Origin of the sequence: Paraburkholderia unamae (genome assembly GCF_003096875.1) — a bacterium.
GTDB lineage: Bacteria > Pseudomonadota > Gammaproteobacteria > Burkholderiales > Burkholderiaceae > Paraburkholderia > Paraburkholderia unamae.
On record NZ_QEOB01000008.1, the window covers coordinates 103,645 to 126,092 of the forward strand.

21 protein-coding genes are annotated in these 22,448 nt (G+C 66.7%); 8 read left to right on the top strand and 13 right to left on the bottom strand.

Features of this window, described 5'->3' with window-relative positions; all coding sequences use genetic code 11:
* Positions 1–419: 419 nt before the first annotated feature.
* The 4 genes from C7402_RS17975 to gtdA form a co-directional block, all read right to left on the bottom strand.
* Positions 420–1,628, bottom strand: a complete 1,209-nt coding sequence (locus C7402_RS17975; RefSeq protein WP_116611506.1) for a 3-hydroxybenzoate 6-monooxygenase — start codon at positions 1,626–1,628, stop codon at positions 420–422.
* Between the two features lie 41 nt (positions 1,629–1,669).
* Positions 1,670–2,320 (bottom strand): maleylacetoacetate isomerase, encoded by a 651-nt coding sequence (gene maiA / locus C7402_RS17980; RefSeq protein WP_116611507.1) that lies wholly within the window; start codon positions 2,318–2,320, stop codon positions 1,670–1,672.
* A gap of 29 nt (positions 2,321–2,349) precedes the next feature.
* Positions 2,350–3,048 carry a fumarylacetoacetate hydrolase family protein gene (locus tag C7402_RS17985; RefSeq protein WP_116611508.1) on the bottom strand — a complete coding sequence of 233 codons (699 nt, stop codon included), beginning with the start codon at positions 3,046–3,048 and terminating at the stop codon, positions 2,350–2,352.
* 96 nt (positions 3,049–3,144) lie between these two features.
* Entirely contained in the window at positions 3,145–4,194 is a 1,050-nt protein-coding gene (gene gtdA, locus C7402_RS17990; protein WP_116611694.1) for a gentisate 1,2-dioxygenase, read from the bottom strand.
* A 136-nt stretch (positions 4,195–4,330) separates the two neighbouring features.
* Between gtdA and C7402_RS17995 the strand changes: the two genes are divergently transcribed.
* From C7402_RS17995 to C7402_RS18005, 3 genes are all read left to right on the top strand, one after another.
* Complete coding sequence (locus C7402_RS17995) at positions 4,331–5,272, top strand: LysR substrate-binding domain-containing protein (RefSeq protein WP_116611509.1); 942 nt, start codon at positions 4,331–4,333, stop codon at positions 5,270–5,272.
* Between the two features lie 173 nt (positions 5,273–5,445).
* Positions 5,446–5,820, top strand: a complete 375-nt coding sequence (locus C7402_RS18000; protein WP_116611510.1) for a Rap1a/Tai family immunity protein — start codon at positions 5,446–5,448, stop codon at positions 5,818–5,820.
* A 138-nt stretch (positions 5,821–5,958) separates the two neighbouring features.
* A complete protein-coding gene (locus tag C7402_RS18005; RefSeq protein WP_116611511.1) occupies positions 5,959–6,966 on the top strand; it encodes an aldo/keto reductase in 1,008 nt (335 codons plus the stop codon).
* A gap of 48 nt (positions 6,967–7,014) precedes the next feature.
* Here the strand turns inward: C7402_RS18005 and C7402_RS18010 are convergent, their stop codons facing one another.
* Together C7402_RS18010 and C7402_RS18015 are read right to left on the bottom strand one after the other, a co-directional pair.
* Complete coding sequence (locus C7402_RS18010) at positions 7,015–7,908, bottom strand: LysR family transcriptional regulator (RefSeq protein WP_116611512.1); 894 nt, start codon at positions 7,906–7,908, stop codon at positions 7,015–7,017.
* 86 nt (positions 7,909–7,994) lie between these two features.
* Positions 7,995–8,399 carry a rhodanese-like domain-containing protein gene (locus C7402_RS18015; protein ID WP_116611513.1) on the bottom strand — a complete coding sequence of 135 codons (405 nt, stop codon included), beginning with the start codon at positions 8,397–8,399 and terminating at the stop codon, positions 7,995–7,997.
* A gap of 106 nt (positions 8,400–8,505) precedes the next feature.
* On the opposite strand from C7402_RS18015, the gene ftrA reads away from it, so the two are divergent.
* The gene (gene ftrA / locus C7402_RS18020; RefSeq protein WP_112172383.1) at positions 8,506–9,501 is read left to right on the top strand and encodes a transcriptional regulator FtrA; all 996 of its coding nucleotides are present in this window, start codon (positions 8,506–8,508) and stop codon (positions 9,499–9,501) included.
* 15 nt (positions 9,502–9,516) lie between these two features.
* On the opposite strand, the gene C7402_RS18025 is transcribed toward ftrA, so the two are convergent.
* The gene (locus C7402_RS18025) at positions 9,517–11,115 is read right to left on the bottom strand and encodes an MFS transporter (protein ID WP_116611514.1); all 1,599 of its coding nucleotides are present in this window, start codon (positions 11,113–11,115) and stop codon (positions 9,517–9,519) included.
* A 146-nt stretch (positions 11,116–11,261) separates the two neighbouring features.
* Here C7402_RS18025 and C7402_RS18030 point away from each other — a divergent pair, with 146 nt between their 5' ends.
* The 4 genes from C7402_RS18030 to C7402_RS18045 all read left to right on the top strand — a co-directional run bounded on the left by C7402_RS18030 (position 11,262) and on the right by C7402_RS18045 (position 14,834).
* Complete coding sequence (locus C7402_RS18030; protein ID WP_116611515.1) at positions 11,262–12,152, top strand: LysR family transcriptional regulator; 891 nt, start codon at positions 11,262–11,264, stop codon at positions 12,150–12,152.
* A gap of 266 nt (positions 12,153–12,418) precedes the next feature.
* On the top strand, positions 12,419–13,930 hold the full coding sequence (locus C7402_RS18035) for a SulP family inorganic anion transporter (RefSeq protein ID WP_116611516.1): 1,512 nt from the start codon (positions 12,419–12,421) through the stop codon (positions 13,928–13,930).
* Positions 13,931–14,065: 135 nt separating this feature from the next.
* Positions 14,066–14,509 carry a MerR family transcriptional regulator gene (locus C7402_RS18040; RefSeq protein ID WP_112172379.1) on the top strand — a complete coding sequence of 148 codons (444 nt, stop codon included), beginning with the start codon at positions 14,066–14,068 and terminating at the stop codon, positions 14,507–14,509.
* Complete coding sequence (locus tag C7402_RS18045) at positions 14,439–14,834, top strand: carboxymuconolactone decarboxylase family protein (RefSeq protein WP_165841916.1); 396 nt, start codon at positions 14,439–14,441, stop codon at positions 14,832–14,834. Before C7402_RS18040 ends, C7402_RS18045 begins: the two co-directional genes overlap by 71 nt.
* Before the next feature lie 26 nt (positions 14,835–14,860).
* Here the strand turns inward: C7402_RS18045 and C7402_RS18050 are convergent, their stop codons facing one another.
* The 6 genes from C7402_RS18050 to C7402_RS18075 all read right to left on the bottom strand — a co-directional run bounded on the left by C7402_RS18050 (position 14,861) and on the right by C7402_RS18075 (position 22,075).
* A complete protein-coding gene (locus C7402_RS18050; protein WP_116611517.1) occupies positions 14,861–16,483 on the bottom strand; it encodes an OprD family porin in 1,623 nt (540 codons plus the stop codon).
* A 92-nt stretch (positions 16,484–16,575) separates the two neighbouring features.
* A complete protein-coding gene (locus tag C7402_RS18055) occupies positions 16,576–17,601 on the bottom strand; it encodes an ABC transporter ATP-binding protein (RefSeq protein WP_116611518.1) in 1,026 nt (341 codons plus the stop codon).
* Positions 17,598–18,611 (bottom strand): ABC transporter ATP-binding protein, encoded by a 1,014-nt coding sequence (locus C7402_RS18060; RefSeq protein ID WP_116611519.1) that lies wholly within the window; start codon positions 18,609–18,611, stop codon positions 17,598–17,600. The genes C7402_RS18055 and C7402_RS18060 overlap by 4 nt, the downstream gene beginning before the upstream one ends.
* A gap of 1 nt (position 18,612) precedes the next feature.
* Complete coding sequence (locus C7402_RS18065; protein WP_116611520.1) at positions 18,613–19,497, bottom strand: ABC transporter permease; 885 nt, start codon at positions 19,495–19,497, stop codon at positions 18,613–18,615.
* A gap of 16 nt (positions 19,498–19,513) precedes the next feature.
* Positions 19,514–20,452 carry an ABC transporter permease subunit gene (locus C7402_RS18070; protein ID WP_116611521.1) on the bottom strand — a complete coding sequence of 313 codons (939 nt, stop codon included), beginning with the start codon at positions 20,450–20,452 and terminating at the stop codon, positions 19,514–19,516.
* 6 nt (positions 20,453–20,458) lie between these two features.
* A complete protein-coding gene (locus C7402_RS18075; protein ID WP_116611522.1) occupies positions 20,459–22,075 on the bottom strand; it encodes a peptide ABC transporter substrate-binding protein in 1,617 nt (538 codons plus the stop codon).
* Positions 22,076–22,448 lie beyond the last annotated feature (373 nt).

Genomic DNA, 22,448 nt, shown 5'->3' on the forward strand with positions numbered 1-22,448 from the left:
CCGCACCTTTGTACTGAGTGACAAAGGGCTCATCCTTTCGGCGGCGCTACGCGCCCCGAAGGGCATAACAGAAAGCACAAACCTTGCGTACGCAAGGCGGGTTTCCCGCAGACCTTTCCGCGGCGCGCGAAGCGAGCAGCGGGAAGTATGACGGCCTTGTCACTACGTTCGAAGGTGCGGGGTGACGGACGCTCCGGAGCCACTACCTGATGCGGTGCGGGGTGAACGGTGGCGGGCATTGGCGGTGTGAGCGGCTTTCTTTTGCCTACTTTTCTTTGCCGCTGCAAAGAAAAGTAGGTGCCGCCCCGCACAGGGGCAACGCATGCAGACCGACACGAAAGCAAGGAAAGGCCAAAACCGCCAGGAACCCCGCCATCAACCCGAGCCAACCTCAACCGCCAGAGCCCAGGCACCAGCGCTCAGACCACCACGGTATCGAGACAATCCTCAGCCCGCCACCCATATAACCATTGCAGCGAATCATAAAACTGCTCCTGACTGCGCCCCACCCACAACGCATTGCGCACAAGACGCTCCACACCCATCGCGTGATAAACGCGCCCCATCTCACGCGCCGAGTAGAGCACGCGCGCCGTGCGCGGAATGCGCACCGCTTCATAGCGCTTGAATGCCGCGACGAAGTCGCCATCGGCGGCCTTGACGGCAGCGCCGAGCGTCACAGCATCCTCCAGCGCCTGGCAGGCGCCCTGAGCCACGTACTGCGTCATGGGGTGCGCAGCGTCGCCGAGTATCGTCGCGCGCCCGAAGCTCCATTGCTCGACCGGGTCGCGGTCGGCGGTGGCCCATCGCTTCCACGAGGTGGGACGGTCGAGCATCTGGCGCGGCAGTGCGTCGATTCCTTCGAAGTACGAAAGGACTTCTTCCTTGCTGCCGTCGCGCACGCCCCACACTTCCTGCTCGCGGCTGTGAAAGGTCACGACGAGGTTGTACTGCCGCCCGCCGCGCAGCGAGTAGTGCACGAGGTGACAGTGCGGCCCGGCCCATACCACGGGCGCATTGAGCTGCAAGTCCTTCGGCATGTTTTCCGTGTCGACCACGGCGCGGTAGACCACATGTCCCGTCACACGCGGTTCGTCGCCGATCAACGCGGCGCGTACCGCCGACTTCACGCCGTCGCAGCCGATCATCGCGTCGGCGCTGTAGCGCTCGCCGTGCTGGTCGGTCACAGTCACGCCGTGCTCGTCCTGTTCGAGCGCCTTGATCTGCGTATTCGTGCGGAACTGGATCAGCGGATTGTCCTTCACCGCTTCGAGGATCGACAGGTGGATATCGGCGCGATGAATCACGCCGTACGGATTGGCAAAGCGCTCGCGAAAGCGCGCACCCGTTTCGATGCGCGCAACCGGCCTGGCATTGGTCGCATCCATGAGCGTGAGCGAGTCCGTGAACACCGCGCGACTGCGCGCCGCCTCGCCCGCGCCGAGCGCATCGAGCGCCGTGAACGCATTGGGCCCGAGCTGGATGCCCGCGCCGATCTCGCCGATCTGCGCGGCCTGTTCGAGCAGCAGCACGCGAACGTCGGCGCGCGCGAGCGCGAGCGCCGCGGCCAGGCCGCCGATGCCGCCGCCCACGACGATCGCGCGACGCGCCGGTTGGGATGTATGCATGTCTTGTCTCCTGAATGACTTGTTGGGGCGGCGGCTGGCCGCTATGCGATGTAATCGGGCTGGCGTTGCGGCTCGGCCGCGGCGAACGCCGGATGTTCGCGGGCGTGACGGTAGACCGCCATGCTGCGCACGTAGGCCGAGAGGTCGCAGCCCATGCGCAGCGCGTTGGCGATTTGCGGCACGAGGCAGCAATCGGCGAGCGTGGGCGCCGCGCCGAAGCACCACGGTCCCTCATGCGTGGCGGCGGCCTGAGCGAGCAGACGCTCGACGCCCGCCATGCCTTCGTCGATCCAGTGCCGATACCACGCGTCCTTCTGCTCCGGCGTCACTGCCAGCACGTTCTGGAGGTACTTGAGCACGCGCAGGTTGTTGACGGGGTGCATGTCGCAGCCGATCAGATACGCGAGTTCGAGCACGTGCGCACGCCGTTGCGGGTCCGCCGGAATCAGGCGCGGCTCGGGATGGCGCGCATCGAGCCAGTCGATGATGGCGAGCGACTGGCCGAGATGAAAATCGCCCTCGACGATAGCGGGCACCGCCGCCGAAGCGTTCACGTTCTCGACGTATTGGGGCGCGCAATGCTCGCCGGTGCGAATGTTCACGCCGAGATACTCATGCTCGACGCCCTTGAGCCGCAGTGCGATGCGCACGCGGTACGAGGTCGAGCTGTTGAAGAAGCTGTAGAGCTGCACGATGACGTTTCCTGTAGGCGCGACGCGGCTCAAACCACTTTCACGGTCAGCTCGCCCAGGCGCTCCACGCCCACCTTCATGGTGTCGCCGGTCTTCACGGGGCCCACGCCTTCGGGCGTGCCGGTGAAGATCACGTCGCCCGGTTCGAGGCGGAAGAACTGCGAGAGGTACGCGACCGTTTCCGCGACCGACCAGATGAGATGCGAGACATCGCTCTTTTGCTTCGTTTCGCCGTTCACGGTGAGCCACAGCGCCGCGTTGTCGAAGTGCCCGGCAATGCTTGCCGGATGCACGGGGCCGACCGGCGCCGAGAGATCGAACGCCTTGCCGATTTCCCAGGGGCGGCCCATTTCGCGCATTTTCATCTGGAGGTCGCGACGCGTCATGTCGAGGCCGACTGCGTAGCCCCAGACGTGCGAGAGCGCGTCTTCAAGGGCGATGTCCGAACCCGCCTTGCCGATCACGGCCACGAGTTCCGCTTCGTAGTGGTAGTTCTGCGTTTGCGCCGGGTAGGGCAATTCGAGCGTTTCGCCGTAGGCCACGGGCACGATGGCGTTATCGGGCTTGCAGAAGAAGAAGGGCGGCTCGCGGTCCGGGTCGAAGCCCATTTCGCGCGCGTGCGCGGCGTAGTTGCGGCCCACGCAGTAGACGCGGCGCACCGCGAATTGATCGGTCGAGCCGGCGACGGCAAGGGCGACGGGCGCCTCGGGCTGGAAAACGAATGCCATGTTGGTTGCTCTATGAGAGTGAATCGGTTGATATGGATTGCGAAATGATGATGTAGCGAACGCGCCGGTACGAACGGCGCGCTTCACGGCAGAACGTCAGCCGAGGCGCTCCTCGCGCAGCAGGTTGAGCGCTGCGAGCACGGGGCGATCGGAGTAGCTGAACAGCACGGCGTCGCTATCGGCTTCGAGTTGCACCGGCATCCACGAGGGCGCGACGAACACGTCGTGCGCGTCGAACGTGAAACGCTCCTCGCCGATACGCACCGCGCCGCTGCCCTCCACCACGCAGTAGACGGTGGAGTCCGTGCTGCGATACGGCTTGCCCCTGAAGCCCTTCGGCAGGAACTGCATGAAGGTCGCCATGGTCGGCATGGGCCAGCCGCCCGTGGCCGGATTCACGTAACGCAGCTTCACGCCGTCCCAGTCGTCGAGATCGCCGTGGCGGTAGAGCGTGTCGAGCGCTTCGCGGCTGCGCGCGTACGGATAGCTGAAGATGGGCGAAGTCGGGTCGGTCACGGTATGGCGCACCGGCACCATGTTGTGGCCGAAGCGCGCATAGCTGTCGCCTTCGGGGCGCGCGACGGGTTGCGTGGCTTCAGGGTAGTTCTCGGCGAAGCCGGCGTCGAGATGGCCGAGCAGCGGAATGTCCAGGCCGTCGAGCCACACCACGGGCTCGCCGCCTTCTTCCACGGTGGGGTTGCCGTGATCGTGCCAGGTCCACGAGGGCGTGATGATGAAGTCGCCGGGATGCATGCTGGTGCGCTCGCCGTTCACGGCGGTCCACGCGCCCTTGCCTTCCACGATGAAGCGCAGCGCCGACTGCGTGTGGCGATGGCTCGGCGCGATTTCTCCGGGAAGGATCAACTGAAGGCCGCCGTAGAGGTTGGGCGAGAGGCTCGACTTGCCGGGCAGGCCGGGATTTTCGAGCACGAGCACGCGGCGGATCGCTTCCTCGGCGCTGATGACCGCGCCTGCCTGCATGACGAGCTCGCGCACCTGCGCGTACTTCCAGATGGCGGGCAGCGCCTGCGGGCGCGGCGACTTCGGCACGAGGCTGTGCAGCGACTCCCACAGCGGGGACATGCCGCTGCGCGCGATCTGCGCATAGTAGGCTTCGCGCTCGGGCGTGGCCGTGCCGGCTGACATGCTGGACATGCGAGTCTCCTGAAATTCGTTGTATTGGGTGGCGGTTGAACGAATTTATAATCCCGCAAGACATATCCAGTAAAATCACAAATTCATCTTGTCCATATGTTTGTGGATATACCTTGGCGAGGAGATCATGGACTGGACTCACCGTTTGCGGCTGCGGCACCTGCAAATGCTGCTTTCCGTGGCGCAGACCGGCAACCTGAGCCAGTCGGCGGAGGCGCTCAACACCACGCAGCCGGCGCTTTCGAAGTGGCTCAAGGACCTCGAAGCCGACATCGGCCTGGCGCTGTTCGAGCGCCATGCGCGCGGCCTGCGGCCGACGCCGTACGGCGAAGCGCTCATCGAGCACGCGCGCCGCATAGAGGGGCACCTGGACAGCGCGCGCGACGACATGCTCGCGTTGCGCGAGGGCGGCAGCGGCCTCATCTCGATCGGCACGTCGGGGGTCTCGGCGGCGGACACGGTGCCGCTCGCGGTGGCGCGCCTCATCGAGGCGATGCCGCGCGCGCAGGTGCGCCTCGTCGAAAGCACCATGAACCTGATGATGCCCGCGCTCGTGCACGGCGATCTCGACATCGTGGTGGGGCGTGCCGCCAACGCCCAGTTCGACGCGACGCTGGAGATGGAAACGCTCTATCGCGACCCGGTGAATTTCGTCGTGGGCCTTGGGCATCCGCTCGCGAAACGGCGCAAGGTGGACTGGCACGATTTGTTCGAGTATCCGTGGATCGTCTGGCCGGCGGGCACGCCCATTCGCACCGCGCTCGAAGCGGCGCTCGCGGCGGCGGGGCGCGCCATGCCCCGGCACACCGTGGAGTCGAATTCGTCGATGCTCAACGTGACGCTGCTGAACCAGACGCACCTGATCGGCGTGGCCTCGCACCGCGCGGCCGTGCGCTTCGAGCACCTGAACGTGCTTCGCGTGCTCGCCATGCCCATGCCGCTCGGCGGCTCGGGCGCGGTGGGCATGTACTGGCGGCGCGACAGCGTGGGCCGCGCGGCGGTCGCGCTCGCGCTCGACTGCCTGCGCGAGAGCGCGAATCCTTCAGGCGAGGGTCAGACCGGGACGTGACGCCATCGCGAGATAACGCGATGCGCGGTGGGGAAACGTTGCTTGTTGGTATCGCATTGAGCCGCGTTGACTGAGAACAAGCTGACGGGCGTGGCCTGACGGTATGCTGCGCGGGCAGCGCGTGGGCGTCAAACCACGGCTGAATTTTTCCCACGCCGAGGTTTTATCCAGGAATGAAAAAGGTCACGCTTGCCGGTCTCTCACTTGCTATCACGGCTATTGCGCTGAGCGCGGGCGGTGCGCTGGCGCAAACTTCCCAGCCGGGCCCGGCGCCCTCGATCGATCAGGGCGATGTGTTCCTGGCCGTATGCCAGAAGCCCGAGAACCTCGACGCATGCATCATGTATCTCGCCGGTTATACAAACGGCGCGCTGGTTCAGTCCGTTATCGACAAGCAGCGGCCGCGCTACTGCATCCCGCCGAACGTCGGCCGCAAGGACCAGCTCGTTGCCGTCACGACGTGGATGAGAGGGCATCTCGAACATGTGCTCGAACCCACGGCGGCGGTGGTCTACAAGGCGCTGATCGGCGCTTACCCGTGCCGGTAGCCGCGCCGCTGCGAGGCTCGGCCGGGTTTGGCCATTTCATGAATTGCATTCATGAAAGCATGCGCGATTCAGGGCTTTATCGAAAGACGGCGACGTATTTAAATCTCCACTTCGGCAACGAGTTCGAAGTGAGAGGATATGGACTATCGCAATCTGGGCCGCAGTGCGCTCAAGGTTTCCCCGTTGTGCCTCGGCGCGATGATGTTCGGCGGCGAGACCGACGAGGCCACGTCGAAGCGCATCATCGAAAAGGCATTCGAGCAGGGCGTGAATTTCATCGACACGGCCGACGTTTATCACGCGGGCCGCTCGGAAGCGATCGTGGGCCGCGCGATTGCGGCGCAGCGCGATAGCTGGGTCGTGGCGACCAAGTTCGGCTTTCCGTTCGCTCAAGGCCCGAACGAGCAGGGCCAGTCGCGCAAGTGGATCTATCAGTCGGTGGAGGCGAGCCTGAAGCGCCTTGGCACCGATTACATCGACATTCTCTATTTCCATCGCGCGCTGCCCGACGTGCCGCTCGAAGAGAGCGTGCGCGCCGTGGGCGATCTGATTCGCCAGGGCAAGGTGCGTTATTTCGGCGTGTCGAACTTTCGCGGCTGGCGCATTGCGGAGATCGCACGGCTGGCCGACCAGATGGGCATCGACCGGCCCGTGGCGAGCGAGCCGCTCTACAACATCGTCGACCGCACGGCCGAGGTCGAGCAGTTGCCCGCCGCCGCGCATTACGGGCTCGGCGTGGTCTCGTATAGTCCGCTAGCGCGCGGCGTGCTGACCGGCAAATACGCCGTCGATGCGCCGCCGCCCGGCGACAGCCGCGCGGGCCGTGGCGACCGCCGCATCCAGCAGACGGAATGGCGCGCGGAGTCGCTGCGCATCGCGAAGCAGATCGCCGATTACGCGGCGCAGCGCGGCGTCACGCCGATCGCGTTCGCGCTTGCCTGGGTGCTGAAGAATCGTCATGTGAGTTCGACGATCGCGGGGCCGCGCACCGAGGCGCATTGGGACAGCTATTTCGAGGCGCTGAGCGTGCAGCTCGGGCCTGACGACGAGGCGTTCATCGACAGCCTCGTGCCGCCGGGGCATGCTTCCACGCCGGGCTACACCGACCCGGGCTATCCCGTGGAAGGACGCAAGACCGGCATGTGATCTGGCCGCTGAGTCGGCACCTAACCTCGCGCTGCGTTACCCTCCGGGCTACCCTCGATAACGCAGCGCGTCGATCACGAGCGCGAGCGCGCGCGACGATTGCCGCCGGCTCGGGTAGAACGCGTGGTAGCCCGGAAACACCGGGCACCAGTCCTTGAGCACGCTTTTCAGGCGCGCTTCGCGTATGAACGGCAGCGCGACGTTCTCGGGCAAAAAGGCGAGACCGTGGCCGTCCAGCGCCGCGTTGAGCATTTGCGGCACGGCGTTGAAGGTGAGCTGGCCGTCCACGCGCACCTGCAATTCGTGCTCGCCCTTCTTCAGTTCCCAGGCATACAGCCCGCCCGACGACGTGAGCCTCAGCGTGATGCAGTTGTGCTTGAGCAGATCCTGCGGCGTTCGCGGCACCTTGTTTGCGGCGAAATAATCGGGAGAACCAACGATCGCCATCTTCACGTCGGGCCCGATGCGCACCGCGATCATGTCCTTGGTCACCTGATCGCCCAGGCGCACGCCAATGTCGTAGCGGTCGGCGACGATGTCGCGCAGGCCGTAATCCACGGTGATTTCCACCTTGATGTCGGGATAGCTCGCGAGCACGGGGCGCAGTTTCGGCCAGATCACGCTGTCGATGGGATGATCGATCGCGGTGATGCGGATCGTGCCCGCGGGCTTGTCGCGCAGCTCGGTGAGGGCGGCGAGCTCGGTGTCGATTTGCTCGAAGCGGGGCGCCACGGCCTGAAAGAGCTGCTCGCCGGCCTCGGTGGTCGAGACGCTGCGGGTGGTGCGCGTGAGCAGGCGCAGACCCAGACGCGTTTCCAGACTACGGATGGTATGGCTTAGCGCCGACTGCGACACGCCCAGTTGCGCGGCGGCGCGGGTGAAACTGCGCTCGCGCGCAACGGCGAGAAACGCAAGGAGATCGCTGAAATTTTCACGCGCCATGGAAGTGCTCGAAGTCGGGGCCGGAGTGGTGCGAATCGTATCACCAGGGGCGCGGCGGCGTGAAAAGGGCGTCAATGCGCCGGGCGTCAGGCTGTCGCTTCGATGGCCAGTTCGAAGCCCTCGTCGAGCCAGCCCGTCACGCCGCCGATCATCACCTTGACGGGCCGCCCCAACTGGGCCAGCCGGATCGCCCCGCGCGTGGCGCCATTGCAATGCGGCCCCGCGCAGTAGGTCACGAAAAGCGTGTCGGCCGGATACGCCGCGAGCTTCGAGGCAATGATCTTGCCGTGCGGCAGGTTGACGGCGCCCGGCACGTGGCCGCTCGCGTAGCTTGCGGGCCCGCGCACGTCGAGCAGTACGAAGTCCGCGGGGCCGTCGCTCGTCAGCGCGGCGTGGACGTCGGAGCAGTCGGTTTCGAAACGCAGCGAAGCGGTGAAGTGCGCGAGCGCTTCGGCGCTTGCGGCGGCGGGGACGGCGGATACGGTCGACATGGGGGCTCTCCTGAGTGTCGTGTTGCGTTGCGATGGCATCCATTGTGGGGGGGGCGACGCATGACGTGCCAGTGGCGCGATTGCCAATCTCCGGTAACATCGCGCCATGAACGAATCGACTTCACACCTCGTTGTCGCGCTCGCCTACGACAGGCTTTGCACCTTCGAATTCGGCTGCGTGACGGAGTTCTTCGCGCTGGAGCGCCCGGAGCTTGGCGTGGACTGGTATCGCTTTGCCGTGTGCGCGGGCGAGCGCGGGCCGTTGCGCGCGGCGGGCGGCATCACGGTGCAGGCGCCCTATACGCTCGCCATGCTCGATCGCGCGCAGACCATCGTCATACCGGGCTGGCGCGATGCTGACGAAATCCCGCCCGAACCACTGCTCAGAAAGCTGCGCGCGGCCTATGCGCGCGGGGCGCGGCTGTGCTCGATCTGCTCCGGCGTGTTCGTGCTGGCGGCGGCGGGCGTGCTGGACGGCAAACGCGTGACGACGCACTGGCGCTACGCCGAGCGCCTGCAACAGCGCTATCCGCGTGTGATCGTGGAGCCGCAGGCGCTCTACGTCGACGAAGGCCAGGTACTGACGTCGGCGGGCTCGGCCGCGGGGCTCGACATGCTGCTGCACCTCGTGCGCCGCGATCATGGCGGCGCGGTGGCCAATCGCGTGGCGCAGCGTCTCGTGGTTGCGCCGCACCGCGAGGGCGGCCAGGCGCAGTTCGTGCCGCGCCCCATGCCGCCCGACGAAGCGAGCCGCCTTGCCAGGCTGATGGACTGGGTGCGCGCGAATCCGCGCCGCGCGCACAGTGTGGAGTCGATGGCCGCCAGGGCGGTCATGAGCCCGCGCACGCTGCAACGGCAGTTCCTCGAAGCGACGGGCATGGGACCGTACGAATGGGTGCTGCGCGAGCGCGTGAGCGTCGCGCGCGAGTTGCTGGAGTCGCGGCCGCGCCTGACGCTCGCGCGCGTTGCCGAGCTGGCCGGCTTCGGTTCCGAGGAGTCGATGCGGCGGCACTTCAGGCGCATCGCCTTGACGAGCCCGGCGGCTTATCGTGCGAAGTTCGGTACGCAATCCGGCGCGAAAGCAAGTGGCGAAACCGCATAGCGTGGCGCGCGATCGTCACGCCTTGCCGCGCTCGCGGACGATCGTTGCGGCGCGCTTCGGCGTAGCCGACGGTTGCGCGTTGTGTTCGCGCGTGCGTCCGAGAAAGGCGAGCACCGCAAGCGCGCAGATGAGCGTCAGCGCCGCCAGTCCCGTAAGCAGGACCGAAAACGCGTCGGCATAGGCGTCGCGCAGCGCCGCGGCGGGCAAGCCCGGCAGCCACGCTGACGCTTGCGCGAGGTCGCCCGTCGCGAGTCTTGCCGCCGCCTGGGCGAGGGCGCCCGCATCGGCATGAGCGTGATTCACGGCGCCGAGCCGCGTTTGCGTGAGCGCAGCCAGCACCGCGCTCACACAGGCAAGCGCGATGCCTTCGCCCGCCACGCGCGTCGTGCTGAAGATGCCCGTGGCCATGCCCGCGCGCTCTTTCGGCACGACGCTCACGGAAAGGCCGTCCATCAAGCCCCAGGGCATCGCCGCGCCTGCGCCGATCGCAAGCATGGGTCCGATGGTCCGTTCGATTGCCAAGCCGTGCGCGCCGCCGCGCAGCGCAAGGCCGAGCGCATACAGCCCCACGGCGGCGATGGCGAGCCCGATGCCCGAAACCACGCCCGGCGCTAGCCAGCGCGTGAGCAAGGCGGCCGCGAGCGGCACGACGAGCATGGGCGCGGAGAGCGCGAGCATGAGCCAGCCCGCGTCGATCTCGCGGTAGCCCTCCACGCCGATCAGCCGCAGCGGCAGCACGACGAGCAGCACGATGTAGCAAAAGCAGGTGGCGACGGGCAGCAACTGCACGCCCACGAAGCGCGGATAGCGAAACAGCGAGAGATCGAGCATGGGGCGCGCAATGCGCGTTTCGATCGCGACAAAGGCGCAGCCCAGCACCGCCGAGGCGCCCAGCAAGCCCGTGACGAGCGCATTCGACCAGCCACGTCCCGGCGCTTCGATTACGCCGTAGGTGAAGCACGAAAGCGCGGCGGTGAAGGTGAGCGTGCCCGCCCAGTCGAGCCCGCGCGCGTGCGGGTCGCGCGACTCGCGCATGCGCGGCACGCCGAAGGCGAGCGCGAGCGCGCCCGCAACCGCGCCCGTCGCGAACACGGCGCGCCAGCCGAGGCGATCGATCAACAGCCCGGCGATCACGGGCCCGAACGCGAGCCCCAGGCCGAAGGTCGTGCCGAGCAGGCTGAACGCGCGCGTTCGCGCATGGCCGTCGAATTCCTGCGCGAGCGCCGCCGTGCCGCCCGCGAGCGCGGCGGCGGCCGCGATGCCCTGCGCGGCGCGCAGCAGGTCCAGCGCGAGGAGCGAAGGCGCGCACGCGAGCGCGATCGATGCCAGTGTGAAGCCGCCTATGCCGAGCGCGAACACGCGCCTGCGCCCATACCGGTCGGCGAGCGTGCCCGCCGCCATCAACAGGCTGCCGAAGGCGAGCATGAAGGCGTTGGTGATCCAGTTGAGGGCGGCCGGGCTGCCGGCCGTGCCGGTGGCGAAGGCCCGGCCGATGGCGGGCGTCGCGACGGCGCCGCCCGAGAAGGCGAGCGGCAAGGCGAGGGCGGCGAGGCAGACCGCGGCCAGGATCGCGACCCGGCGCGAGCGCTCGCTGTCGTTGCGAAGAGGCGTCATGAGTGGGCTCCGGAGCGTCGCCGGGCGTGCGCCGGCAGGAGCGAGCAACGATAATGCGCAGGCGCGCGCGGAAAAACAGGCTGGCGCTCCGGGCATTGCGGAACGCAATTCGCGAATCGTTGCGCGCGAGACCACTCGAACACGACATGGACAACCTCAACGGCATCGTCGCCTTCGTGCGCGTCGCGCAGGCGCTCAGCTTCGTTGCGGCCGGGCGCACGCTCGGCATCTCGGCCTCGGCGGTCGGCAAGAGCATTGCGCGGCTGGAGCAGTCGCTCGGCGTGCGGCTCTTTCATCGCACCACGCGCCGCATCACGCTGACCGAGGAAGGGCAGCTTTTCTACGAGCGCTGCCATCGCATGCTCGAAGAGTTGCGCGACACGCGCGAGCTGCTGTCGGCCGCCGCGCAAACGCCGCGCGGCCGCCTGCGCGTGAGCCTGCCCGCCATCGGCTATCGCTTCCTGCTGCCGGTGCTGCCCGAGTTCGCGCAGCGCTACCCGGAAATCGAACTCGATCTGGACTTCAGCGACCACATGGTCGATCTCGTGGAGGGCGGCTTCGACGCGGCGATCCGCAGCGGGCCGCTCAGCGATTCGAGCCTGATGGCGCGGCGGCTGGGGCCGTTTCGCTTCGTGCTTGCCGCGTCGCCCGCCTATCTCGCCCGTGCGGGCGTGCCGGGCACGCCCGCCGATCTGGAGGCGCATGCGTGTGTGCGCTACCGTTTCGCCACCACGGGCAAGCTGCAACCCTGGGACATCGCGAGCGGCGCGCAAGCGCTGCCGGCGCTGCGCAGCGCGCTCGTGTGCAACAACATGGAGGCCTTGCGCGGGGCCGTGGAGGCGGGCTTCGGCATTGGCTACATGCCCGATTTTCTCGCTCGCGGCGCGGTCGCGGCGGGTACGCTCAGGACCGTGCTGGACGATGCCTGCGAAGCGCGGGGCCAGTTCTCGATCCTCTGGCCCTCTAACCGGCAGCTCACGCCGCGCCTGCGTGCTTTCGTCGATTTCATTTGCGAGCGGCTTTTCAAGGCGCGCTGAAGCCGCTGTTACGCTGTTATTGCGCCGTCGGGGTCACGGCGGATTCATGCCAATCGTGCTAGCATGCGCGCTTTCGTCCGTCTGGATCCGGGCGCGCGCCCACACGCACGCGCCTCGCGCGAGAGGCTGCCTGCCTCGCGAATCTTCGCGGCGGCATGACGCCGCCGCATCGCGCCCCGACCTTGTCCCCGCCCCCCTTCGAGCCAGCGCGACGCGCGGGGCGTGGCAGCGACATTCAGCCAACCTGCCGCAATCCATACCGCTTCATGGAAACCGACCGTTCCGGCTCGCGCCGTCCTGCTTCCCGTTTTTCACTGCTGCGCGGCGAACTGCTCGCGGGCCTCACGTCGTCGTTCGCGCTCGTGCCCGAGTGCATCGCGTTCGCGCTCGTCGCGGGCGTGAACCCGCTCGCGGGCCTGTATGGCGCGTTCTTCATCTGCACGATCACGGCCCTGTTTGGCGGGCGGCCCGGCATGATCTCGGGCGCGGCGGGGTCGATGGCCGTGGTGATCGTCGCGCTCGTGGTCCAGCACGGGCCGCAGTACCTGTTCGCCACGGTGGTGCTGAGCGGCATCGTCATGATGCTGTTCGGCGCGTTGCGGCTGGGCAAGCTGATCCGCATGGTGCCCCACCCGGTGATGCTCGGCTTCGTGAACGGCCTGGCGATCATCATCGCCCGCGCGCAGTTCGAGCATTTCAAGGTGCCGGGTCCGCAGGGGCCGCAGTGGATGCACGGCTCGGCCCTCGCGCTCATGGCGGGGCTCGTCGCGCTCACCATGGCGATCGTGTTCGTGCTGCCGCGCCTCACCAAGGCGGCGCCGCCCGCGCTCGTGGCGATCGTCGGCGTGGGGCTCGCCGCGCAACTCCTGCATCTGCCCGCGCGCACGCTCGGCGATATGGCGCACATCGCGGGCGGCCTGCCCGCGTTCGCGCTCCCCGCCGTCCCGTTCGACTTCGCCACGCTGAAGATCGTGCTGCCCTACGCGGTGCTGATGGCGACGGTGGGGCTGCTGGAGACGCTCCTCACGCTCAATCTCACCGACGACGTGACGGCCACGCGCGGCCAGCCCAACCGCGAGTGCGTGGCGCTGGGCGCGGCAAACGTCGCATCGGGCCTGTTCGGCGCGATGGGCGGCTGCGCGATGATCGGCCAGACCGTGATCAACCTCGGCTCGGGTGGCCGCGCGCGGATTTCCGGCGTGACGAGCGGCGTGATGATCCTGCTCTATATCCTGTTCCTTTCGCCGCTGATCGAGCGCATTCCGCTCGCGGCGCTGGTGGGCGTGATGTTCGTGGTGGCGGGGCAAACGTTCGCATGGGGATCGCTGCGCGTGCTGCACAAGGTGCCGCGCAACGACGCCGTGGTGATCGTCGCGGTCACGCTCATCACCGTTTGCACGGATCTCGCCACGGCGGTGCTTTGCGGCATCGTGATCGCCTCGCTCAATTTCGCGTGGCAGCATGCGCGCGAGTTCCGCTGCGACGTGCACGATGTCAACGACGGGGCCGAGCGCGAGCGCATTTACGCACCGCGCGGCACACTGTTTTTCGCCTCCGCCGCGCATTTCCAGACGCTGTTCGATCCGCAGCGCGACCCGGCCGCCGTGACGATCGATTGCGCGCATCTGCATGTGGCCGACCACTCGGCCATCGCCGCGCTCGAAGCGGTGCACGCGCGCTATGAGCGGGCGGGCAAGCGGCTCGTGTTCGCGCATCTTTCGCCGCGTTGCAGCGGGTTGCTGGCGCGTGCGGAGGTGGCGGTGAGGGTGTCGGCCTAGCCGCTCGTCGCACTGTCCACTCACGGCCGGCCCGTCCCGTTGACAATGGCGGTGAGGATGGCGCAGTCGTAAAAAGCGCTTGACCTGGAGTGCACTCGAAGTCCCACGATCTCGAATGTCGATGAGGAGAAGCGCATGAAGATTGGCGAACTGGCCGCACTTTCGGGCCTTTCGGCCCACACGATCCGCTATTACGAACGCATCGGGCTGATTCCCTATGCCGTTCGCGACGACACGGGCCAGCGCGCTTACGACCGCAGCGTGCTCGACTGGATCGGCTTCCTGGGCCGCCTGAAGACGACGGGCATGCCGATTCAGGGCATGCTGCGTTATGCGCAGCTGCGCGCGGCGGGTCCGGCAACCGAAGGCGAGCGCGGCGAGTTGCTGGCGGCGCACCGCGATGCGGTGCGTGCGCAGGTTGCCGAACTTCAGGCGTGTCTTCTCGTTCTCGACAAAAAGATCGAAGGTTATTCCCACGCCATGCAAAGGAACGAGAATGCACAACACGATGAATCAATCCGGCGACGTCCGGCAGGAAAGCCGCCTCGCAAGAGGCCAGCGCATGCTCACGGCGATTGACGGCAGCGCCGGCGAACATGTGATCGACGCGCTCGCGGATATCGCGCCCGACTTCGCGCGCTATCTGCTGGAGTTCCCGTTCGGGGACATCTACGCGCGGCCGGGCCTCGATCTGCGCTCGCGCGAGATCGCCACCATCGCCGCGCTCACGGCCGTGGGCCATGCGCTGCCACAGCTCAAGGTGCACATCGCGGCGGGACTCAACGTGGGGCTCTCGCGCGAGGAGATCGTCGAGACGATCATGCAGATGGCCGTGTACGCGGGCTTTCCCGCCGCGCTCAACGGGCTTTTCGCGGCGCGCGAGGTGTTCGCAAGCAAGGCGTGAGGCGTGCCCCGCTTGCGGTGGCCGCATCAGAACAGTTTCAACGGCATGTTCACGACGAGGCGATACTCCATGTTGCTCGGGTCGGAGTAATACTTCGAGCCGTGATGCCACATAGCGATGAACGTGAACTTCGTGTCCTTGAAACGCCCGTCCTGGACGGTATAAGACGGAATGAGGCCGAACTCGTGATGCGAGCCGTGCACGGGCTGCCCGTCTTTCCAGTAGAGGTTGTAGAGCGGGCTCGCCGGCGTGGGGTTGGCGAGCGCGCCCGCTGTTGCATCGGCGCCCCAGCCTAGCGCGTACCAGAGCATGGCTTTCGCGCCCGGCAGGCCCGCATATTTACCGTCGAAGCCATAGCGCACCTGGAACGACTGTTCGTGAGGCGCGTTGTAGTCCACGTCCATCGAGTTGACGAGATAAATGCCCGCGGTCTCGTTCACGTAGTCGAAGAACTGGTCGCCGAGCACCTCCTGATAGCCGAGAAAGAGTGAATGCGGACCATGCTGCGCCGACAGCGAAAGGCTGTACGCGTTGCTGTTGATCGGGCCTTGCAGCGCGCTGCCGGCGTTGTGCGTCGAGTAGATGTTGAAGAAGCCCGTCCACTTGATCGTCGATGGGTCGCCGTAGCTCTGCTGCAACGAGCCATAGTACTGACGCCACACATCGTCGGCCTGGTTCGCGAAGAGCGCGAGGCTGCCGCTTTTGCTGTAGTCCCAACTGCCGCCCAGGTAGCTGAAGCGCTTGAACGACACACCGCCGTAAGTGGTGGAGAGATCGACGAGGTTCGTGTGTCCGCGCGGGTTGACCTTCGTGAAGCTGCCCGCCTGTAGCGCGACGTTCGAGATGTCGTTGCTCACGAGCGAAGCGCCGAGGAAGGTGGGCGGCAGGGCGCGGTTGTCGTGCGGCTCGAAGAACGGGTTGTCGGAGACCATTTGCAGGCCGTACTTCACGACTGTGTCGGAGATGCGCGCCTTCACGTCGTAAATGCCGGGGTAGGCCCACGCGAGCTGATTCGAGCCGCCGCCGTCCTTGCCCACGTGCACCATGTTGCCCGCACCCGCGCCGCCGTCGAGCTTGAGCGCCGCATAGAGCGAGGCGTCGACGCCGAGGCCCACGGGCCCCTGCGTGTAGCCCGAGGTGTAGTCGAGCATCGCGCCCTGCACCCACGCATGGCGGTGCGGGCCGCCTTGCACGTCGAGGTGGTCGGCGTAGTTGCGCAGATTGAGCGTGAGGTGGCTGTCCGCGATAAAGCCTTTGCTTTGCGACTGGCTCGATTGAGCGGGCTTCGTGTTGTCGGCCTCCACGGCGCGGTTCACGCTCAGGTCGGGCGAGCCCGATGCGAGACGCTCCGGGGCGTTGGGTTGCACGAGCGCGTCGGGGTGCTGTGCGTGCATCTGCACCGGGGCCGTGGCGGCATCGGCCTGCGCGGTTGACGGCGTGGTGTGCGTGGCCGTTTTGCGGCGCGCTTTGTGGCGGGCTTTCTTCGCTTTATTGGGCGCGGGTTGTTGGGCCTGTGGCTGCGATTGTGGCTGCGTTTGAGTTTGCGCTTGTGTTTGCACTTGCGCGCCTGCCGCTAGGCTCAACGGCAGTCCGATCGTGAGCAGCGCGAGTCGTGCGGCGTATTGCCTGTTCCTGTGTCCTCTTTTCATCATGTCTCCATAAGTATGGTCGTTGTTATTCCGCAAACAATAAGGAATGCGAATGGTTTGTGAGGCCCGCCCGCGAGGGCAAAGCGGGCACTTCAGGCCGCGCGTGGATCTTCAGCCGTGCGCGGGTGCCAGCAGGCGACAATCGAATGGCCGCAGCGGGAAGCCACGGGCGGCGGCGTAGTGGCGGCGCACTGCGCCGAGGCACTTGGGCAGCGTGTGCGGAACGCGCAACCCGAAGGCGGCTTGAGCGGCGAGGCGATCTCCCCGCGCAGCAGCGGCGCGGGGCGCTCGCGGGCGTGCGCCGGGTCGGGCAGCGGCACGGCGTCGAGCAGCGCGCGCGTGTAAGGGTGAGCGGGGTCGTCGTACACGGTCCCGCGCGCGCCGAGTTCCATAACGCGCCCCAGATACATCACCATCACGCGATGGCTGATGGCCTTGACCACAGCCAGGTCGTGCGCGACGAAAAGCAGCGAGAGTGACAGCTCGCGTTGCAGGTCGCACAGCAGGTTGACGATCTGCGCCTGAATGGAAACGTCGAGCGCGGAAACCGGCTCGTCGCAGATCACGAGCGCGGGCTCGCCGATCAGCGCGCGTGCAATGCCCACGCGCTGGCACTGACCACCCGAGAATTCGTGCGCGCGGCGTTCCAGGTGATGCGCGTTCAATCCCACGCGTTCGAGCATGGCGAGCACGCGGCGCGCGGTCTCCTTGCGGCCCAGATGCGGCGCGTGCGTGCGCAATGGCTCGGCCACGATCTCGCCGATCGACATGCGCGGGTCGAGCGAGGCAAGCGGGTCCTGGAAAATCATTTGCACGCCACGGCGCAGGTTGCCGAGGCGGCGGCGCGCGCCGAGCACGGTTTCTTCTCCCTGCCAGCTCACGCTGCCCGAGGCGACGGGTGCGAGGCCGATCACGGCGCGGGCAAGCGTGGACTTGCCGCAGCCCGATTCGCCCACGAGCCCGAGCGTTTCGCCACGCCCAATATCGAAGGAAATACCGTTTACGGCGTGCAGCAGCGCCTTTTGCCACGGCCACGCGCCGCGTGCGACGCGAAAATTCACCGCGAGGTCGCGCACGCTCAGGAGCGGGGTGCCCGGCGCTATCGTGGGTTTCGTCATGCGTGGACTCCCGGTGCGGCGCGCAAGGCGCCGTCGTGGCGAATCGGCAGGTGGCACGCGCGTGCGCGCGTGTGCGGCGGCGTGGCCACGGATTCGAGCGGCGGCATTTGCGTGCGGCACCGTTCGAGCGCGGCGGCACAGCGCGGCGCGAATGCGCAACCGGGGCCGAGGTTGCCCGGCATCGGTGGGTTGCCGGGAATCGTGCGCAGCGGCGCGCCGCCTGGCGCATCGAGCCGCGGCAGTGCGCCCAGCAGTCCCACCGTGTAGGGATGCAGCGGCTGCTCGAACAACGCGCGCGCGCTCGCCTTTTCCACCTCGCGGCCGGCGTACATCACCATGACGTCGTCGCAAAGCTCGGCCACCACGCCCATGTCGTGCGTGATGAGCAGGATCGCGGTACCGCGCTCGCGGTTCATCTCGCGCAGCAGCGCCATGATCTGCGCCTGCACCGTGACGTCGAGCGCCGTGGTCGGTTCGTCGGCGATCAGCACGTCGGGCTCCATCATCAGCGCCGCCGCGATCAGCACGCGTTGGCGCATGCCGCCCGAGAACTCATGCGGATACATGGCGATGCGCCGCGCGGCGTCGGGAATGCGCACGCGCTCCAGCGCCTCGATCGCGCGCTGGCGGGCCGTGCGCCGCGTGACCCTGCGGTGCAGTTGCAGGGCCTCGGTCATTTGCCGTTCGACGGTAAGGAACGGATTGAGCGAGGTCATCGGGTCCTGAAAGATCATGGCGATGCGGTCGCCGCGAATGCGGTTGAGCGCGCGCGGTTTCATGTCGAGCAGGTTCTCGCCGCGCAGGCGCGCATGGCCGGTGGCGCGGCCATGCGAGGCGAGCAAGCCGAGCAGCCCCATCACCGTTTGACTCTTGCCGGAACCCGACTCGCCGACGATGCCGAGCGTCCCGCCCGCTTCGAGCGAGAAGGAAACGTCGTGCACGACGGTCACGGGCGGCTCGTCGCGGCGTTCGAAACGCACGCTCAGGTCCTGAACTTCGAGCAGGGCCATGTCAGCGCTCCTTGGGGTCGAGCGCGTCGCGCAGGCCGTCGCCCACGAAGTTTACGCAGTAGAGCGTCGTGCACAGCAGAACGGCGGGACAGAGCAGCAGCCACGGCATGGCTTCCAGCTTTTGCGCGCCGTCCTGGATCAGCACGCCCCAACTGGTCATCGGTTCCTGCACGCCCAGACCAAGAAAAGACAGTACGGACTCCGTAAGAATGATGTTGGGAACGGTGATGGTGGCGTAGATCGCGACGACGCCCGCGAGATTGGGCACGATATGTTGCGCGATGATGGCGGCGGGGCGCACGCCGATGGCGCGGGCGGCGTCGACGAACTCGCGCGAGCGCAGCGAAAGCGTTTGGCCGCGCACCACGCGCGCCATGTCGAGCCACGAAAAGGCGCTGATGGTGAGCACCACGAGCGAGAACGCGCGGCCGAACAGCGTGACCATGAGAATGGCGATCAGCATGTAGGGGATGGCATACATCATGTCGACGATGCGCATGAGCACGGCGTCGACGCGCCCGCCCAGAAAACCGGAAGTCGCGCCGTAGATCACGCCGACCAGCGCGGAGACGAACGTGCCGAGCAGGCCGACTTCGAGCGACACGCGGCCGCCGACCAGCGTGCGCGCCAGCAGGTCGCGGCCCAGTTCGTCGGTGCCGAACCAGTGGCCGCCCTGGAGTGTGGGCGCGACGCTCATCGCGCCCCAGTCGTTGTCGATGGGCGTGTTCGTGAGGAGCAACGGGCCGACGAAGCAGGCCAGCGAGATGAATGCGAGCAGCACGACGCTCGCGAGCGCCGCGCGGTGGCGCATGAAGCGCTCGAGCGCGGGCGGCATGCGCCGCCTTGGAGCGGCCGCCGTGGCTGGAGTGAGGGACGAGGCGTTCATGATGACGGAGGCGTTCTCAATAGCGGATGCGCGGATCGAGCCACGCATAGGCGAGGTCGACGAGCAGATTGAAGAGCACGGCGCAAACCGTGGTCAGCACGACGAGGCCGAGCACGAGCGTGTAGTCGCGATTGACGGCGCCGTTCACCACGAGTTGCCCGAGGCCGGGCAGCGCGAACACCGACTCGGTGACGACCGCCGCCGTGATCGACGAGATGCACACCGGGCCGAGCAGCGAGACGACGGGCATGAGCGCGGGCCGCAGCGCATGGCGCAGCACGATGACGTGGCCGGGCAAGCCCTTGGCGCGCGCCGTGCGGATAAAGTTGCCCGAGAGCACTTCGATCAGGCTGCCGCGCATCACGCGTGCGATCGCGGCCATGTTGATGATGACGAGCAGCGCAATGGGCAGCACGCGGTGAGGCCAGTCGCCGTCGCCCCAGCCGCCTGCGGGGAGCAGGCCATTGCCGTTGGCGGATTTGAGCAGGATGGCGAAACAAAGCACGAGAACCGGGCCAAGCACGAAAGGGGGCACTACGTTGCCGAGATTGCCGAGCAGCATCACCGCGTGATCGACCGCGCCGTTGCGGCGCACGGCGGCAAGCGTCCCGAGCGTGACGCCCAGCAGCACCGCGAGCGGAATGGCGACGCCGCCGATGCCGAGGCTCACGGGCGCGGCCTTTTTCACGAGCTCGTTGACGGACCAGTCCGCGTAACGGAACGAGCTGCCGAGGTCGCCGTGCAGCAGCGCGCCGAGATAGCGCAGGTACTGCTGCCAGATCGGCTCGTCGAGGTGGTAGCGCGCGTTGAGATTGGCGAGCGCCGCCACGGAGAGGCGTTTCTCGGTGTCGAACGGGCCGCCCGGCGTGAGATGCAGCAGCAGGAAGCAGGCGGTCACGACCGCGAGCACGGTCGGCACCGACCAGAGTACGCGGCGCAGGATGTAGGCGAGCATGGGTGGTCAGTGCTTCAGGATGTACATGTCCTGGGTGGCGCGCTGGTCGAGGTAGCTGGTGAGCGAATAGCCCGCCACATACGACTTCACCAGCCGGGCGTTCGAGTACTGAAATAGCGGCACGATCGGGTAGTCGCTCATCGCTTGAGCGAACGCCTGGGTGAGCAGGCTCTTGCGCTTCGCCTCGTCGCTTTGCTGGTTGGCGTCGTTCGCCAATCCATCGGCCTTCGAATTGCAGTTGTGCTGATCGTTTTGCGGGTTGCCGCATTGCACGAGGTTGTAATAGCTCGTGGCGTCGTTGTAATCGGCGTACCAGCCGTTACGTGCGACCTGGTATGCGCCATCGTGACGCCGCTTCAAAAGAACCTTGAATTCCAGGTTCTCGATCTGCGCGTTGACGCCGAGCTTGGTGCGCCATTCGCTCAACGCGAAGAGCGCGACCTTCTTGTGCAGATCGTTGGTGTTGTAGGTGAGCGTGAAGGCGAGCGGCTTCGCGTCGGAGTAGCCTGCGGCCTTCAACAGGGCACGCGCCGTTTCGACACGTTTGGCCATTGGCCACGAGGCCCAGTCCGGCGTGAACGGCTCGGCGCCCTTTGTGCCTTCGACGACGAGCCCATAGGCGGGGCGCTCGCCGCTTTGCGTGATCTTCGAAGTGAGCAGGTCGCGGTCGAGCACCATCGAAAGCGCCTGGCGCACGCGCGGATCGTGCAACGCGGGGTCGCTGTTGTTCAGGCTGTAGTAGTACGTACCGATTTGCATGCTCGCTTTCAGTTCCTGGCCGAACTGCTTCGAAAGCGACGCGTACTGGCTCGACGGCACCGTGTAGGTCATGTCGATCTGCCCCGCCTGGAACATGCGCATCGCGGTTTCGTCGTTATCGATGGGCATCCACGTGACCTTGGCGATGGCGACGTGGGCCGCGTTCCAGTAGTGCGGATTCTTCGTGAGGACGATGCGGTTGTTCGGTTGCCAGTCGGCGAGCACATAAGGGCCGTTGCCGACGAGATTGCCGGGGCGTGTCCAGGTGGCGCCGTACTTCGTGATCGTCGCGCGGTCCACCGGCGCGAGGGAAGGGTTGGCGGTGAGTTCGGTCAAGAAAGGCACGGCCGTTTCGGTCTTGACCTCCAGCGTGTAGGGGTCCAGCGCACGCACGCCGAGCGCCGTCGGCGGCTGCTTGCCCGCAATCACGGCCTTGGCGTTCTTGACGAACTCGACGATGACCGTGTAATTCGAGGCCGTTTTGGGATCGGCGACGCGCTGCCACGCGTACACGAAGTCGGCGGCGGTAACAGGACGCCCGTCGCTCCATTTCGCGTCGTGGCGAAGCTTGAATACCCAGGTGTCGGGCGCGGTGCGCGTCCAGGAGGCGGCGACACCCGGCACGACCTTGCCGGCGGCGTCGAGGCGCGCAAGACCTTCGTAGAGGTCGTAACCGACAAAGGCGGCACTGGTCGTTTCGATGTGTGCGGGATCGAGCGACTCGACCTCGGCCAGCAACTGCCGCGTGATTTCCTGCTTCGCTGCGAGCGCCGTGCCGGGCGGGATCGTGACGGCGTTGGCCGCGGGCAACTGGGCGAATGCGAACGCGGCGAGCGCCGCCGCGAATAGCGATGTGCGTGCCATGGGGTCTCCTGATTAATGTTCGTTGTGCGAAGCGGATTCGCGTGGCGCGGGCGCGATCAGCTTGACGATTCAAGCTGTGCCTGGCGCGGCGATAACTAGCCTGGTTGGCGAGTCGGGGGCGATTATTGAAATCGGCGAATGCCTTGTCAATCGGGGAGGATGCGTCGCGAGATTCGGATTTGTCCGATGGAGAAAGACCTCGGCTGTGGGTTCACTTTTCGGCTCTTAAGTAAGCCGTTGATAATGCAATCGATATTCAGGACTATCGAAAGGAGGCGTGTGCAGGCGCGAGCGGGATCCATACAAGACGCATAGCCCGAAACGTTTCGCTCCGTGCAAGAGCATTGCGCTCGGTCAATCTTGCAGCGATCCC